Source organism: Aeromonas sp. 601039, assembly GCF_049174415.1.
Classification (GTDB): domain Bacteria; phylum Pseudomonadota; class Gammaproteobacteria; order Enterobacterales; family Aeromonadaceae; genus Aeromonas; species Aeromonas veronii_A.
The window spans coordinates 37,819-52,460 of the sequence record NZ_JAAKTL010000009.1; the positions used below are offsets into that span (position 1 = coordinate 37,819).

At 57.4% G+C, this 14,642-nt stretch carries 13 protein-coding genes; 5 read left to right on the forward strand and 8 right to left on the reverse strand.

Annotation, left to right across the window (positions count from 1 at the left end; genetic code table 11):
* Window positions 1-140 precede the first annotated feature (140 nt).
* Window positions 141-734 carry a GTP cyclohydrolase II gene (gene ribA, locus G5195_RS09550; protein ID WP_103251772.1) on the forward strand — a complete coding sequence of 198 codons (594 nt, stop codon included), beginning with the start codon at window positions 141-143 and terminating at the stop codon, window positions 732-734.
* Between the two features lie 81 nt (window positions 735-815).
* Here ribA and G5195_RS09555 read toward each other — a convergent pair whose 3' ends face one another.
* Together G5195_RS09555 and G5195_RS09560 are read right to left on the reverse strand one after the other, a co-directional pair.
* Complete coding sequence (locus tag G5195_RS09555) at window positions 816-1,772, reverse strand: LysR substrate-binding domain-containing protein (protein ID WP_139734162.1); 957 nt, start codon at window positions 1,770-1,772, stop codon at window positions 816-818.
* A 63-nt stretch (window positions 1,773-1,835) separates the two neighbouring features.
* Entirely contained in the window at window positions 1,836-2,711 is an 876-nt protein-coding gene (locus G5195_RS09560) for a LysR family transcriptional regulator (RefSeq protein WP_005337156.1), read from the reverse strand.
* Window positions 2,712-2,806: 95 nt separating this feature from the next.
* On the opposite strand from G5195_RS09560, the gene G5195_RS09565 reads away from it, so the two are divergent.
* On the forward strand, window positions 2,807-4,030 hold the full coding sequence (locus G5195_RS09565; RefSeq protein WP_421221586.1) for an MFS transporter: 1,224 nt from the start codon (window positions 2,807-2,809) through the stop codon (window positions 4,028-4,030).
* Window positions 4,031-4,175: 145 nt separating this feature from the next.
* Here G5195_RS09565 and G5195_RS09570 read toward each other — a convergent pair whose 3' ends face one another.
* From G5195_RS09570 to G5195_RS09590, 5 genes are all read right to left on the reverse strand, one after another.
* The gene (locus G5195_RS09570) at window positions 4,176-4,730 is read right to left on the reverse strand and encodes a VOC family protein (protein ID WP_421221587.1); all 555 of its coding nucleotides are present in this window, start codon (window positions 4,728-4,730) and stop codon (window positions 4,176-4,178) included.
* A complete protein-coding gene (locus G5195_RS09575) occupies window positions 4,724-5,488 on the reverse strand; it encodes a DNA repair protein (protein WP_421221588.1) in 765 nt (254 codons plus the stop codon). The genes G5195_RS09570 and G5195_RS09575 overlap by 7 nt, the downstream gene beginning before the upstream one ends.
* A gap of 192 nt (window positions 5,489-5,680) precedes the next feature.
* Window positions 5,681-6,406, reverse strand: coding sequence for an oxygen-insensitive NADPH nitroreductase (gene nfsA, locus G5195_RS09580; protein WP_421206552.1), 726 nt, complete (start codon window positions 6,404-6,406; stop codon window positions 5,681-5,683).
* Window positions 6,407-6,477: 71 nt separating this feature from the next.
* Window positions 6,478-8,043 carry an AbgT family transporter gene (locus tag G5195_RS09585; RefSeq protein WP_005351146.1) on the reverse strand — a complete coding sequence of 522 codons (1,566 nt, stop codon included), beginning with the start codon at window positions 8,041-8,043 and terminating at the stop codon, window positions 6,478-6,480.
* A gap of 143 nt (window positions 8,044-8,186) precedes the next feature.
* Window positions 8,187-10,139: a putative bifunctional diguanylate cyclase/phosphodiesterase gene (locus G5195_RS09590; protein ID WP_421221658.1), complete on the reverse strand. Its 1,953-nt coding sequence runs from the start codon at window positions 10,137-10,139 to the stop codon at window positions 8,187-8,189.
* Window positions 10,140-10,972: 833 nt separating this feature from the next.
* Between G5195_RS09590 and G5195_RS09595 the strand changes: the two genes are divergently transcribed.
* Genes G5195_RS09595 through G5195_RS09605 form a run of 3 tightly spaced genes read left to right on the forward strand, consistent with a single transcriptional unit; the run spans window position 10,973 to window position 13,428 of the window.
* Window positions 10,973-11,911: a LysR family transcriptional regulator gene (locus tag G5195_RS09595; RefSeq protein ID WP_216978986.1), complete on the forward strand. Its 939-nt coding sequence runs from the start codon at window positions 10,973-10,975 to the stop codon at window positions 11,909-11,911.
* Between the two features lie 54 nt (window positions 11,912-11,965).
* Window positions 11,966-12,988: a response regulator gene (locus G5195_RS09600; protein ID WP_043823589.1), complete on the forward strand. Its 1,023-nt coding sequence runs from the start codon at window positions 11,966-11,968 to the stop codon at window positions 12,986-12,988.
* An 8-nt stretch (window positions 12,989-12,996) separates the two neighbouring features.
* Window positions 12,997-13,428, forward strand: a complete 432-nt coding sequence (locus G5195_RS09605) for a PAS domain-containing protein (RefSeq protein ID WP_005337175.1) — start codon at window positions 12,997-12,999, stop codon at window positions 13,426-13,428.
* A gap of 89 nt (window positions 13,429-13,517) precedes the next feature.
* On the opposite strand, the gene ltaE is transcribed toward G5195_RS09605, so the two are convergent.
* Window positions 13,518-14,537 carry a low-specificity L-threonine aldolase gene (gene ltaE / locus G5195_RS09610; RefSeq protein ID WP_421221589.1) on the reverse strand — a complete coding sequence of 340 codons (1,020 nt, stop codon included), beginning with the start codon at window positions 14,535-14,537 and terminating at the stop codon, window positions 13,518-13,520.
* Window positions 14,538-14,642 lie beyond the last annotated feature (105 nt).

The following is a 14,642-nucleotide window of genomic DNA, read 5'->3' on the forward strand; positions in this document are numbered from 1 at the left end:
AAAACCCCGACGGACAGCTGTGCTTGTATCTCATTTGGAGATTTCATTAAGCAATGCAGGGACTTGTTCTTATGGTCGTTCCTGACAAGGCGCGCTAAACTGGCCCCCTTTTTTGAGCCGTTAGTAGTAAGGAGCAACCTATGAGCAGCGTTACCCTCGTGGCCCAATCCAAATTGCCAACCCCTTGGGGCACCTTCACGCTGGTAGGTTTTCAGGAAACCGGCACAGGCAAAGATCACGCCGCACTGGTGATGGGCGACATTACCGGTGAAGAGCCCGTGCTGGGCCGGATCCACTCAGAGTGCCTGACCGGCGACGCCCTGTTCAGCCTGCGTTGTGACTGCGGTTTCCAGTTGCAGGCGGCCATGGAGAATATCGCCAAAGCCGGTCGTGGCGTGTTGCTGTATGTGCGTCAAGAGGGTCGTGGCATCGGCTTGCTCAACAAGATCCGCGCCTATCACCTGCAGGATCAGGGTGCCGATACCGTGGAGGCCAACGTGGCCCTTGGTTTTGCCGCCGACATGCGCGATTACACCATCTGCGCCGATATGCTCAAGCAGCTTGAAGTCAAGTCTCTCAAACTGATGACCAACAACCCGCGCAAGATGAAAGCCATGGAATCCTTCGGTATTCCGGTGGCCGAACGGGTTCCGTTGCAGGAAGGACGCAATCCCCACAACGAGTTCTATCTGTCGACCAAGGCCAACAAGCTGGATCATATGTTGAAGAAGTGAGCCTGCATTGACGAATATCAGATAGTCAAACGCCTCCCATTGGGAGGCGTTTTTCTTGGGACGACCACACATCAACCCAAGCTATCTAAGTGGCACGGTCAAATTGGCCAGCAGTGCTTCAAGCTCTTCGCCAGTGCGGGCAGCACAGTATTGGTCGACCCGCTCGCGGGTCAATTGCGGCGCGAGACGTTCAATCAGATCGTAGAGATAGCCGCATAAAAATGCCCCTCTGCGCAACCCGATAGCGGCCACACCGCCTGGTAGCCAGGGCGCCGTTTTGAGCACCAGATCGCCATCGCGCTGGGGCTCCCAAGCAAAAGTTGCCATCACCCCGATGCCCATTCCTTGTCTGACATAGGTCTTGAGCACATCGCTGTCGCTCGCACAGCAGGAGATCCGGCTCTCGGCATGAGCGCAATCAGTGCCATGAGCTGTGGAGAGAGCCCTTCCGTCAGTCACCAATGCAAACTCCACCAGCTCAGCCGGAGTCAGCGATGTTGCTTTGGCCAACGGATGATCCTTGGGTAGCACCAAGCCCCGTTGCCACTGAAAAGAGGGGAGCACAAGCAGATCGCTCCCATCCTCCGGTTCATCCGCCAGCAGCAGATCGGCAGCGCCATCATGCACGGCTGCGCGGCACTGCGCCGCACTCCCTTGCATCACAGTTACGGCAACTTTGGGGAAGCGGGCCATGAATCCCTTGAGGATGGTGGGCAGAATATAGCGAGCTTGCAGATGAGTGGCGGCAATGGTGAGGGTTCCCTGCTCCGGATGCACATGCTGCCTGGCCATTACCTTGATGGTGGCGACCTTGTCCAGCACCTCCGCGGCCACTTTGATCACATCCCGACCGATGGGAGTGATTTGGGTCAAGTGTTTGCCGCTGCGCTCGAAGATCTGGATCCCCAGCTCATCCTCCAGCATCCGCACCTGTTTGCTGATCCCGGGCTGGGAGGTAAAGAGGCTCTCGGCGGTGGCCGACAGATTCAGCCTGTGGTTCGCCACCTCGACGATATAGCGCAATTGCTGCAATTTCATGGTGTAGCCCTCAAGCGAACCCACCGTTAATAGTAACAAACTTTCAGCAATAGCCCGCCGCCATCAGGCCGGGCGCTCCTTGAGTAGGAAATCACGCAAGGCACGGTTGGCCATGGAGAGCGGATCGCCACGCCGCCACGCCACGCAGAGATCGAGATAGATAGGCGGGTCGAAGGGCACGCCACTCAGATCCGGCTCCTCTTCCAGCACCATCCGCAAGAAGGTGGTCACCGCAAAGCCTTGCCGCACCACCGCCTTGAGCAGAGGGATAAGATTGCTCTCGAAGGCGATATCGGGTTCAACGCCCAGGCTCTGGGCCAGCGCCTCCATATGCTCCCGGTGATAAAAGCCACGGCGAAACAGCGCCAGCTCCTGAGCAAAGAACTGCGAGAGGGTGACGGCCGGTTCGCCGCGCAAGGGGTGATCATCCCCCACCACCATCAACATCTCTTCGCTCAGCAGATGCGCTCCCTCGATGGCGGGGGGGAGATCACTGGTGATGAGAATGGCCAGATCGAGGGAACCATCCACCATCCGGCTGAGCAGCTCACGGGTGCCGGCCTCTTCGACCCGGATCTTGAGGCCGGGGTAGCGGTGCTTGAAGGCCATCAGACGAGGGGGGAAATAGTAGGAGCCCATCATGTAGGGGATCCCGATCCGCACCTCCCCCCGCTCCAACCCCTTGAGCTCGGCCATCTCGGCCTCGGCCTGATGCATCTGCAGCAACAGACGCTCGGCATGGCGACAGAGCACCTCTCCCTCAGGGGTGAGCCGTACCGCCCGGTCCTGTCGATCAAACAGCCGCAATTCGAGCTGCTGCTCCAGCTTGGCGATGGCCATGCTGATGGCCGGTTGTGCCACATGCAGACTGTTTGCTGCCTTGGTAAATGAGCCGGCATCCCTGACCGCCAGCAGATAGGTGAGCTGTTTCAGATCCATGTATCAATTCATCTTATGAGATAGATAACTTAAATATATTATATTTATAACCGCAAGGACTCTACCCTGACCAAAAGTAGTCAGGACAATACGCAATGATTGAAGTTGGAAGTCGCGAGTGGATACGTGCAACCCTGGCCCTCAGCCTGGGCTCTTTTCTGGTGTTTCTGAACCTCTACCAGACCCATCCCCTGTTACCCCTGATCGCCGAGGTCTTCTCGGTCAACTCCCTCTCGGCCAGCTGGACCCTGGCAGGATGCACTGCTGGCCTCGCCGCCTCCTTGCTGATCTGCGCCAGACTGGCGGATCGCCATGGCCGTCGGCAGGTCATGCTGGGTACCCTCACCCTGGCGATCCTGCTCTCACTGTTAATCCCGCTGGTTGAGCAGTTTGGCACCCTGCTGCTGCTACGCATCCTGCAGGGTGCGCTGCTGGCAGGACTGCCCGCGACCGCGATTGCCTATATGGGGGAAGAGTTCAGCAAACGGGCGCTCCTCTCGGCGGTGGGGGTCTATATTGCCGCCAACTCCCTCGGTGGCATTGCCGGTCGGGTGGTCGGCGGTCTGTTGGCGGGCTGGTTTGGCGACTGGCAGCATACCTTTCTGGGGATTGGTGTGATCAGCCTGTCACTGCTGCCGCTGGTCTTCTGGCTGCTACCCCATCAGACCCGCTTTGTGGCGAGCGCCCCCGTTCGCGGCCAATTTGCTCGCGCCTTGCAACAACACCTGACCAATCCCTTGCTGGTAGGGGCCTATCTGATTGGCGGCCTCAACTTTATGGTGTTTCTGAACCAGTTCAGCTACCTCACCTTCCTGCTGGCCAAGCCCCCTTTCTCCCTGCCCACCCAGTGGCTCGGCATGCTTTTTCTCACCTATCTCTCGGGGACTGTAGCCTCCTCTCTGAGTGGCCGCTTTGCCAACCGCTGGGGGGCACAACGCATGCTGCTGGTCGGGATCGCGCTGATGGCCCTCGGCAGTCTATGGCTACTGCAAGCTAGTCTGCTCGGGATCCTGAGTGGCTTGCTGATCTCCAGCTTCGGCTTTTTCCTGGCACACGCCTGCGCCAGTGCCTGGGTCGGTCATCATGTCGAACACAACCGCGCCCTCGCCTCCTCCCTCTATCTGGTAGCCTACTATCTGGGAGCCAGTCTGGGGGGACTTTACCTGCACCCGTTCTGGGAGCAGGGCGAGCTGTGCGGTCTGGTCATGGGAATTGAACTGGTCCTCATCCTGACGGCGGGTTTGAGCCTCTGGCTTGGTCGCCTCAAGCAGCGAAGCCAATCGCCACTCTCTGCCCAGCAACCACACCGGCACGGGTAACGATCTCAGCGCAAACAGGGTCACCCACGAGCAGATAGCACTCTCGCAACCCAGCACTGCCAGATAGCAAAAGGGGTCACACCGGTGACCCCTTTTGCTGCGTTATTCAAGAGCCTGTCAGGCTCGCACCGCATTGAGCGCAGGATCACTCCTGATCGAAATAATCCGCAGGCACCGCGACCACAGCACCGGTCGCCACCTCTTCGGCGATCACCTCAGCCAGCGGGCGCAGATGAAACTTGATCTGTCCGGAGGGCAACATCAGGCCAATATCGGGGTTGCGGGTATCCTGCATGTTGCCGGTTTTGAATGGCTGCTCGGGATAGCGCGCTACCAGATCCTGCAGTGAAGTAACCACCAGCTCGATATGTTCCAGCCCCGCCTGATGGACGCGACCCGGTTTCGGTGCAGCCAGCTCGATACAGGGTACCTGTACCTCACCAGCCAACAGAGGCTGATGCAACTGATAGGTGGCGATGGGACGTCCGCCAATCATACCCTCCACCAGCAAGGAGCCCGCTTCAGCCAGCACAGCACATAGCGCGCGGTACTCCTGCAAGGTCGCCGCCCGATAACAGAGGTGATCGACAGTTGGCTGGGAAAATGTGACGCCAGCAGCGGCCAGTTCGGTCAACAGCTGAGAAACAAATGGGGCCATTGGCCCCAGTGTGGAATCGAGTGGATGAGACATGCTTACCATTTCTTCTTGGGTTGAAACAGGACATCGAGCTCGTCGGCTTCCTTGTCCTTGATGTTTTGCAGATCCTGCGCGTTGTTTTGCTGCTGCAGCTCTTCAAGCTCCTTGAGCCCCTGACGCATATCCTCTTCACGAGCCAACAGATAGGGATCCTTGTCGCCAATGCTGGCCATTGCCGACAACCCCTTGGTATAGAGCTGGCGGCAAGTACCATATTGCCCCTGAATGCGGGCATCCATCGCCCGCTTGACCAGATTCGAGATGTTGATTTTGAGCTGCATCAGCTCGAGACGACGATCTTCCTGAGCAAACCCCTGCGGATCAATTTTGCCCTTGTTGTGCTCGACACGCAGTACGGCACGTAGCTTTTTTACCAGCTGCAACATCTGGATCGCCTGACGATCAGACTCGGGGGTTTTGAAGTGCCCCTCATCCTGCGCACTGTAATTTTCCTGCACGTTCTTGATCTGGATCTGCACATCGGCGATGCGCTGCTTGATCTGGTTGTTGGGCATCACCTGGGCGATGGCGCGATAGGCATCAAGGATCCGGTGCTGCAACAGCAACACCATGTTTTTGGAGAAAGGCACCAGATTGACGTTCAGCAGTACCTCTTCGGTCTCGTCGGCTACCGTCTTGTGTCTGGCAACGGCGTGACGCTTTTCAGCCTCCGCCTTCTGCTTATATTGCTGTACCACGTTATAGGCGATAACCAAAAACAGGAGCGCGCCGATAGACAGCAATACCAAAGTTAAAATCATAGGATGTCCAAACCCCTGTCCCAATCCAATTGCGTGATCCTACAACAGCTTATCTACTTAAGGTAGCCTGTAGATCCCCCCTTGCCCACGATTTGTCGCCAAGCTGTATACCCGGTCTCAGGGAAAGATTTCAGGATCACGGGAAAATGACCATGATGGTCATCACTCCCATAGTATCGCCCATCAGCGCCATTACTTGAGGTTAAAGCCCCGCGATTGCAGGAATCCCAGCATGAAAGGGCGGGACTCCTTGCCCAGAATGGCGCGGATCTGGCTACTCCAGGTCTGCTGTTTGTTGTTGCTGCTGCGGGCCTGATAGTAGTCCTCGATCTGCTGATCGTACCGGGCCAGCAGGTCGCGATCCAGCTCGTGCTGGTAGCGCTCCTGATGCACCACCAATCCCCTGGGCAGGCGGGGTTTCTGCTCCGGCTGCTGGGCAGGGTGGCCAAGGCAGAGGCCAAACAGCGGGATCACCTGATGGGGCAAGCCCAGTAGCTCGCTCACCTCGGCAGGATGGTTGCGAATGCCGCCGATATAGACCCCGCCCAGCCCCAGCGACTGCGCCGCCAGCAGAGCATTTTGCGCCATCAGGGCGCCGTCGATGGCACCGATCAACAACTGCTCCGCATAACCGGTCTGGGCCTCGGGCACGATCTGGCTGTGACGATGGTAATCGGCGCAGAACACCAGAAACTCGGCCGCCTGCACCACATAGGGTTGATTGCCCGCCAGCATGGCCAGCTGCTGACGCGCCTCGGGTTCACTGACTCGCACAATACTGGTCACCTGCAAAAAGCTCGAGGTCGAGGCGGACTGGGCGGCGGCGAGAATGACATCCAGCTGCTGCGGGGCGATCGGCTCGGCAGTGAACTGACGAATGGAGCGATGGGAAAGGATAAGATCGATGGTCTGATTCATGGCACCTCCAAAATGAGGTAACACCATAGCGAAAAAAACGAGGGAGCCCAAGGCTCCCTCGCACACCCAGCTTAAGGGGCCGGATAGACGTAAGGGGCTTGCAACCCGAGCGGGAAGCCGAGCGCCCAGTAGAGCAGCAGGAAAATCGTCCAGCTCACCAGGAAGGCCAGCGAGTAGGGCAGCATCATGGAGACCAGAGTACCGATCCCGGTGCTCTTCACATACTGCTGGCAATAGACCACCACCAGCGGGAAGAAGACCATCAGCGGGGTGATGATATTGGAAGCAGAATCCCCGACCCGATAGGCCGCCTGGGTCAGCTCGGGGGAGATCCCCACCGCCATCAACATGGGCACTAGGATCGGGCTGATCAGCGCCCACTTGGCGGAGGCCGAGCCGACTACCAGATTGACGCTGGCGGTGAGCAGGATCATCCCGACGATAGTCACCTCACCGGGCAGCGCCAGCGCATGGAGCACTTCGGCACCGGAAAGGGCCAGCAGGGTGCCCAGATTGGAGTCACCAAACGCCTTGATGAAGAGCGCGCAGAAGAAAGCCATCACCATGTAGGAGCCCATCTTGTTCATGGTGGCCGACATGGCATCGATCACATCCTTGCCGCTCTTGAAGCTGCCTGCGACAAAGCCGTAGACAATCCCGGGCAGGATAAAGAGCAGGAAGATGAGCGGCACTATGGACTTCATCACGGGGGCAGCGAAGGTGGTCAGGGAGCCATCGGCAGCACGCAGCGGTGAATCGCTCGGGGAGAGCGCCAGCGCCAGCAGCACGATAGCCGCCAGCATGGCAAACCCGGCCCAGTTGAAGGCCCGGCTCTCTTGCGCGCTGTAGCGCCCCATCTCGTCGGCACTCTCCAGATCCTCGTTGAGCGCCACGTGCTTGAGGCGCGGCTCCACCACCTTTTCGGTGATGAACCAGCCGACGCAGATGATCAGCAACGAAGAGGCACCGGTAAAGATGATGTTGCACAGGGTGTTGACCATGTAGTCAGGATCGAGCAACTGAGCGGCGGACTGGGTAAAACCCTGCAGCAGCGCATCCCCGCCGGAGGGCAGGAAGTTGGCGGCAAAACCGCCGGAAACGCCGGCAAAGGCAGCGGCGATCCCCGCCAGCGGATGGCGTCCGGCAGCGTGGAAGATGATGCCACCGATGGGGATCACCAGCACATAGCCCGCATCTGCAGCGGTGTGGCTGACGATCGCTACCAGGATCAGCATGGGAGTGAGAAAACGGGCAGGCGTCACTTTGAGCAACTTTTTCAGACCGGTATTGATAAAACCGGACTGCTCGGCCACCCCGACCCCCAGCATGGCCACCAGCACGATGCCCAGCGGGGCAAAGCCGGTGAAAGTGGTCACCATGGTGGAGAGAAACTCGGCCAGACCGGCACCGGTCAGCAGGTTGTTGACCACTACCGCCTCCCCGGTACGGGGGTTGACCAGATCAAACTGGAATTGTGACAACACCCAGGAGCCGACCCAGACGATCAGCAAGGCGTAGAGGAACAGCATGGCGGGGTCGGGTAATTTGTTCCCGGCTTTCTCGACGCCATTGAGGAAACGGTTCAGCCAACCTTTGGGAGGGCTGGCCGGACGGTCATTGACAGCAGCATGACTCATTATTGCGATACTCCTTTCCCTAGAAACGAGGTCGCATGCTAGCAATTCCAGCCAATCCGTCTCATGACCGATCGCAAAAGAATGATTAATTTTGATTAAATATTGCGGAATAAAATTCCAAGTTGTGGCCTAACGCACACTTGTTACTCTGCCATCACGGCATCTAACAGTGGATAACGCCCAACCTGACACTCCACCACGAAACCGCTTGCCTCGACTTGTGCAACCGTCAGCGGCTTGCTGAACAGATATCCCTGGAACACATGGCACCCCTGGGTCTGCAGTGCGGCCAGTTCGTGAGGCTCCTCCACCCCTTCCGCCATGATCCCCAACCCCAGATTGGTGGCCATGGCCGCAGTCGCCCGGATCACCGGCAGGTTGAGGCCGACCACGAAAGAGCGATCCAGCTTGATCGTATCGATGGGAAGGCGATTGAGATAGGCAAGGGATGAGTAGCCGGTACCAAAATCGTCGATGGCAATCTTGATCCCCAGTTCACTCAAGTCATCGAGAATATCGAGGCACCCCTTCATATCCAGCATAAGCACGGTTTCGGTCAGTTCCAGCGTCAACAGGGAAGCATCCACTCCGTGCAGAGCCAGCTGCTGGCGCACTTGCCCGGGCAGTGCCGACGAGAGCTGGAAACCGGAGAGGTTGACGGAGACTGGCACCCGGTGATGGAGGCACTTCTTCCAACTGGCCATCTGGGCAAGTGCGGTAGAGAGCACCCAGCTGCCGATCTCGCGGATCAGCCCCATCTCTTCGGCCAATGGGATAAATTCCACTGGCGAGACATGGCCAAGCACCGGGTTATACCAACGCAGCAGCGCCTCGTAACCGATCAGACGCCGTTTGGCGACATCGACCTGTGGCTGGTAACAGAGGCTCAGCTCCTGACGACCGATGGCCTTGGCCAGAAACTGCTTGAGATTGAGCTTGCGCTGCAGGGTCTGCTGCATGCTGGGGGTAAAACGCTGCCAGCGCAGCCGCCCCATCTGCTTGGCCTGATACATGGCCATATCGGCGCGGGTGATGAGGTTATCACCATCGTCCGCATCATCGGGATAGATGGCAATGCCGATACTGCCGCCGATGGTTACCTCCGGCAGACCGCTCAGTTGCAGCGGCTTGGTCATCTGGGAGAGCATCTGATCGGCCACATCCTGGGCTCGTTCATTCTGGTTTCCCAAGGGAACCAACGCGGTAAACTCGTCCCCGCCAAGACGGGCCAGCTCAACATCGCGGGGGCAAATCTGTTTGAGGCGACCGGCAACCCGCTCCAGCAGGCGGTCTCCCGCCTTATGGCCGTAGTTGTCGTTGACCAGCTTGAAGTTGTCCAGATCCATGAATACCAGCGCGAAACGCTCCCCCAGCCCGCAATAGGCCTCGAGAGATTTCATCAAGCCATAACGGTTGAGCAGGCCGGTCAGGGAGTCATGCCAAGCGAGGTGGCGATGCTCCAGCTCCTCGAGTTTGCGATCGGTAATATCGCGCATGGTGAGCAGGATCCGTGCTCCTTGCTGGATATAGCGGAACTGATACTGGAACCAGCGCATCCCCTTGAGGGTTCGGCACTCCCCTTCGGTCACTACTTCATCGAGTCGGGAGAGCTTCTGGTAAAAACTGTCGTCACTACCGGAAAAAACCTGGGAGAGCGTGGCGATCCGGTGACCGAAACACATCTCGAAGTGATAGTTGCCGCTTTCGAACGCGCCATTGCTATCGAACAGGCAGGCCAGGGTATCACCGGTTGCCAGCGAGGACTCCTGATAGAGGGTATCGGAGTCGAGCACCGCCTCGGTCATCATCATCAGACGGCCAGCCAGCTGAATGCCGGAGAGGCGTAGATAGATCTGCTTCTTGACCCCCTTTGGGGAGATAGTCCACCACTCGTTGTAACTTCGCCCCTGCTGAAAATCACCGAGGTAGCGTTGCAACAACAGCGCTATGGCTGTGGCCATATCAGCCGAAAAATCCCTGGAACAGAGCTCGTCAAGGGAGGTGGCCTCCCAGAGAGGAAGTGCTGCGCGGTTTGCCCAGAAAATATGGTGATGTTCGATGTCATATACCCAGATAGGGGTATGCAGAACATCCATTGTCTTCAGTAACCGTTCGTCAAGCGTATTCATCTGGTCAAAATCATTCATGCTGGATGGTCACTGGTGAACCGGAAAACAAATGGGCAAACCGCCGTATGCAGAATGCAAGGTGACAACACCTCTCGGCCACTATTTCTCGCGATGGCCAAAAGCAGATAACTGATTTCAGAAATCAACAACAGGAGAGCCAATCCAGCCACAGAAAAAAGGACTCAGCCAATACTCCTGTCAATCAGAACAAATCCCTCGTTCGTTTTTAACTTTTTTTCCCAGCAAAAACAAGCACTAAGAATTGCACTCTGGATACTTCAAAAAACATTTTTACGATTCACAACAAACACTTATTTACTGACAAGCAAGTCAACTAAAAAAAGTGCCGGCATTTCCCTCGTAAAACTTTCATTTATTAACCAGCGCGTTGAATAAACAGACAAAAAAGAGCAAAACCGGCCCCAAATAGCGACTTAACAAGGAACTTAAATACCTCAAAACCGAATATCTACCTTCACCAGACCGGCATGATGAATATGCGACTGTCATCACATTCACATCGCCGAAAAAAAGAACTGCTCTTGACCAGCGCGATCCTCTTTTTTCCTGAGGATGGGTCGTATTGTAGTCATACCATGTCGCCTCTCTCTCTTGAGCTAACGGGTGACATCTCGCAACAATGACTGTGGCGCAGAAAATAATCCTCATTCGAGAACAATTGAAAATTTAAACTGGTATCAGTAGAAATCGAATCCAGATCAATTAAACGCTGAATTACCCTTGCCAAGCGATAAGGCTCTTTTTATGGTTGCCCCCTTGTTACACCCAGAACAGCGTTTATGAAGCACATCGAAGAGTTCTACCTGTTCGTCAAGGTGGTGCAAGAGGGAGGATTCTCCCATGCTGCAGCCGCACTGGGCATGCCAACAGGCACCATCAGTCGACGCATTTCCCAGCTGGAAGAGCAACTGGGTTGCTCCCTGCTACATCGCTCTACCCGTAAACTCCGTCTTACCGATGAAGGGCTCAGATACTACGAGCGTCTCTGCACACCGCTTGCACAAATCGAGCAGGCCACCAGCGAGATCCGGGGTAAAGAAGCAGACATCACCGGGCTTATCCGGATAGCCGCGCCGATCGCGCTCTCCAACACCATCCTCATCGATATGCTGGCCGAATTCGGGCTGCACTATCCCGAGGTACAGTTCGATATCACCCAGACCAATGATCACCAGCACCTGTTCGACAATGATCGGGATCTGGTGTTCTTCAACGGTGAGCTGCCCCAGTCGCTGCCCAATGCGATCTGTCTCGGTCATATCGAGTACGGCCTGTTTGCCTCGCCACTCTATCTGACCAAGAAGGGAACCCCCTCCCACCCCAGCCAGCTGGAAGAACATGATCTCATCTACTGCTGGCCACACCAGCACTGGCAACTGACCGACAAGGATGGCCAAAACATCTGCATCAAACGCAGCGCCAAACTGACCGTCAACCAGACTCAGGCCGCCGTGCGCGCAGCCCGGCGTCATCTGGGGATAGTCAACGCCCCGCTGCACTATCTGAGCAGCTTCCTCCATGACGAGCAGCTGGTACCGGTACTGACCGACTGGCAGACCGGCAATCGCCCCTTCTACATGTTGTGTTGCCAGCACCAGTTCGCCCCGTTGCGTGTTAAGATGTTCGCTGAATTTGTTGAGAAATACTCCGCACGCTATCGTAACCGGCAATGGGATAACCAATTTTCACAGGGTGACAACCTCCCACATTGCATCTGACTGTTAGCGGGCCACACTTATAGCAATCCTTGCCAACAGAGCCTGCCTAACGCCATGAATGTATTGATATGTGATGACTCCGGGTTCGCCCGCAAACAGCTGGCACGAGCGCTACCGGCTGACTGGAAAGTCGATTTGCACTATGCGGCGAATGGCCTTGAAGGGATCGAACAGGTGCTGATGGGCCATGGGGATCTCATCTTTCTCGATCTGACCATGCCGGAAATGGACGGTTACGGCGTGCTGGAGACCCTCCAACGGGAGGGTCTACGCAACAAGGTGATCGTGGTCTCCGGGGATATCCAACCAGAGGCCTATCAACGGGTCATGGGGCTAGGGGCGCTCGATTTCATCAAGAAACCTGCCGCCCCAGAAACCCTGCTCGCCCTGCTCAAAAAGCATGATTTCTGGAGTGCCACCCCGAGCGGTCAACCAAGCGCCCCCGAGCAGCAGCCAAACGGAGTGGTAGCCGATGCAGGCGTCAAGATCACCCCCGAAATCCGCGATGTCTATCAGGAGCTGGCCAACGTCTCCATGGGTCAGGCCGCCGACTTGCTGGCTCGTCTGCTCAACGCCTTCGTGGTACTGCCCATCCCCAACGTCAACGTGCTGGAAGTATCAGAGTTGCATATGGCCCTCTCGGCCGCTGCGGATTCAGATACCCTCTCCGCCGTCTGTCAGGGGTTTATCGGAGCTGGGATCGCCGGTGAAGCGCTGATCCTGTTCCATGACTCCAGCTTCAAAGATTTGGCCAAGCTGATGAACCATCAGGGGACGCTGGATCGCACCGCCGAACTGGAGCTGTTGATGGATACCGCCAACGTGCTGATCGGCGCCTTCCTACGCGGCTACGCCAACCAGCTCGACACCCCCTTCAGTCAGGGGCACCCGGTGGTGCTCGGCCAGCACAGACCCATCAACGAGCTGATCAACACCAACAAGAGTCGCTGGCGCCGCACGCTCGCCATCGAGATCAACTACCGGATCCAGGATTACGCGGTGCAGTGTGATCTGCTGCTGCTGTTTACCGAAGATTCCATCGCCACCATGAACAACAAAATCATGCACATGCTCTAGGAGTGACTATGGAAATCCGTGAATTTCATTGGCTGATGAACATAGTCCAGAACCTGGACGTAGGCCTGGTAGTGCTCGACAAGGAGTACAAGGTACAGGTGTGGAACGGCTTTATGGAGAGCCACAGCGGCCGACTGGCCAGTGACGTGCGCGATGGCGTACTGTTCGAGCTCTTCCCCGATGTGGACAGAGCCTGGTTCGAGCGCAAGGCCAACATGGTCTTCAAGCTCAACAACCGCGCCTTCAGCACCTGGGAGCAGAAGCCCTATCTGCTACGTTTCTCCAACTATCGCCCCATTACCGGCTCGGCCCCCCATATGTTCCAGAACCTGACGCTGGTGCCACTGGCCGATTTCGGCGGTCAGGTGACCCACATCGCGGTGATGATCTACGACGCTACCGATGAGGCCATGCTGATGAGCGGCCAGCGGCAGGCTTGAGCTTGCAGCAAATAACCGAGGGCGCCGCGGCGCCCTCTTTTATTTCGGTATGAACAGGTCTCGGTATAACCTCTACCTCACCAGCCGTCTCAACGCGCCCCGAGATACTCGGTGAAGGCGTCGATCACCTCTTCAATATCGTCATCGTTGATTTGCAGATGGGTCACCAACCGCAGCTCGCCGTAACCGGAGAAGAGGATCCCCCTCTCCTTCATAAAAGCGAGCAGAGGGGCTGATTCCCCCTCACGCAGCCGCAGGAACACCATATTGCTCTGCACCAGCGAGAGGTCGAGCTCGATGCCCGGCAGTGCAGCCAACCCTTCGGCCAGCCGTTTGGCACGGCGGTGATCATCGGCCAGGCGGGTCACGTGCTGCTCGAGGGCAAACAGACCGGCTTGCGCCAGAATCCCCGCCTGACGCATGCCGCCCCCCAGCATCTTGCGCAGTCGGCGCACACGGGCGATGAAGTCGTGTCTGCCCACCAGCAGCGAGCCCACCGGTGCGCCCAACCCCTTGGAGAGACAAATCGAGATGCTATCAAATGGAGCGGCGATCACCTCGACCGGGGTCTCGCTGGCCACGGCGGCGTTAAAAAGCCGGGCGCCATCGAGATGAAGCTTCAAGCCGCGCTCGGCAACGAATGCCCCCATCTCCTGCAGATAGGAGAGCGGCAGCACCTTGCCGTTGTGGGTGTTCTCAAGGCAGATCAGGCGAGTCTGGACGAAGTGGGCATCATCAGGGGCCAGCGCAGCCTTGATATCATCGAATGCCAGCGTGCCATCGCGCTGCATCGGCAAGGGTTGCAGGGCTACGGAGCCCAGCACGGCACTCCCCTGCGCTTCATAGCGATAGATGTGAGCGGCGTTGCCGAGGATGGCCCCCTCACCGCGCTGACAGTGGCTCATCACCGCCAACAGATTGGACATGGTGCCGGACGGCACAAACAGCGCCGCCTGTTTGCCCAGCAATCTGGCCCCAAAGGCCTCCAGCGCGTTGACGCCCGGATCTTCACCATAGACATCGTCACCGACTTCGGCGTGGAGCATGGCTTGACGCATGGCGTCAGTAGGCTGGGTGACGGTGTCACTTCGTAAATCGATATAGCGCATGAGATCCCTCCTGAAACAGGAGAGTGACGTTAGCCATGCGCCCCTCGCTTGGCAAGGGGCGCATGAGCAGAATGTGAAGCCAATAGACGTCAGTAGAACCCGCAG

Excerpts from the sequence above, each read along its gene's own strand:
- ribA (WP_103251772.1), top strand. The coding sequence starts at position 141 with ATGAGCAGCGTTACCCTCGTGGCCCAATCCAAATTGCCAACCCCTTGG.
- G5195_RS09555 (WP_139734162.1), bottom strand. The coding sequence starts at position 1,772 with ATGAAATTGCAGCAATTGCGCTATATCGTCGAGGTGGCGAACCACAGG.
- G5195_RS09560 (WP_005337156.1), bottom strand. The coding sequence starts at position 2,711 with ATGGATCTGAAACAGCTCACCTATCTGCTGGCGGTCAGGGATGCCGGC.
- G5195_RS09565 (WP_421221586.1), top strand. The coding sequence starts at position 2,807 with ATGATTGAAGTTGGAAGTCGCGAGTGGATACGTGCAACCCTGGCCCTC.
- G5195_RS09570 (WP_421221587.1), bottom strand. The coding sequence starts at position 4,730 with ATGGTAAGCATGTCTCATCCACTCGATTCCACACTGGGGCCAATGGCC.
- G5195_RS09575 (WP_421221588.1), bottom strand. The coding sequence starts at position 5,488 with ATGATTTTAACTTTGGTATTGCTGTCTATCGGCGCGCTCCTGTTTTTG.
- nfsA (WP_421206552.1), bottom strand. The coding sequence starts at position 6,406 with ATGAATCAGACCATCGATCTTATCCTTTCCCATCGCTCCATTCGTCAG.
- G5195_RS09585 (WP_005351146.1), bottom strand. The coding sequence starts at position 8,043 with ATGAGTCATGCTGCTGTCAATGACCGTCCGGCCAGCCCTCCCAAAGGT.
- G5195_RS09590 (WP_421221658.1), bottom strand. The coding sequence starts at position 10,139 with ATGGATGTTCTGCATACCCCTATCTGGGTATATGACATCGAACATCAC.
- G5195_RS09595 (WP_216978986.1), top strand. The coding sequence starts at position 10,973 with ATGAAGCACATCGAAGAGTTCTACCTGTTCGTCAAGGTGGTGCAAGAG.
- G5195_RS09600 (WP_043823589.1), top strand. The coding sequence starts at position 11,966 with ATGAATGTATTGATATGTGATGACTCCGGGTTCGCCCGCAAACAGCTG.
- G5195_RS09605 (WP_005337175.1), top strand. The coding sequence starts at position 12,997 with ATGGAAATCCGTGAATTTCATTGGCTGATGAACATAGTCCAGAACCTG.
- ltaE (WP_421221589.1), bottom strand. The coding sequence starts at position 14,537 with ATGCGCTATATCGATTTACGAAGTGACACCGTCACCCAGCCTACTGAC.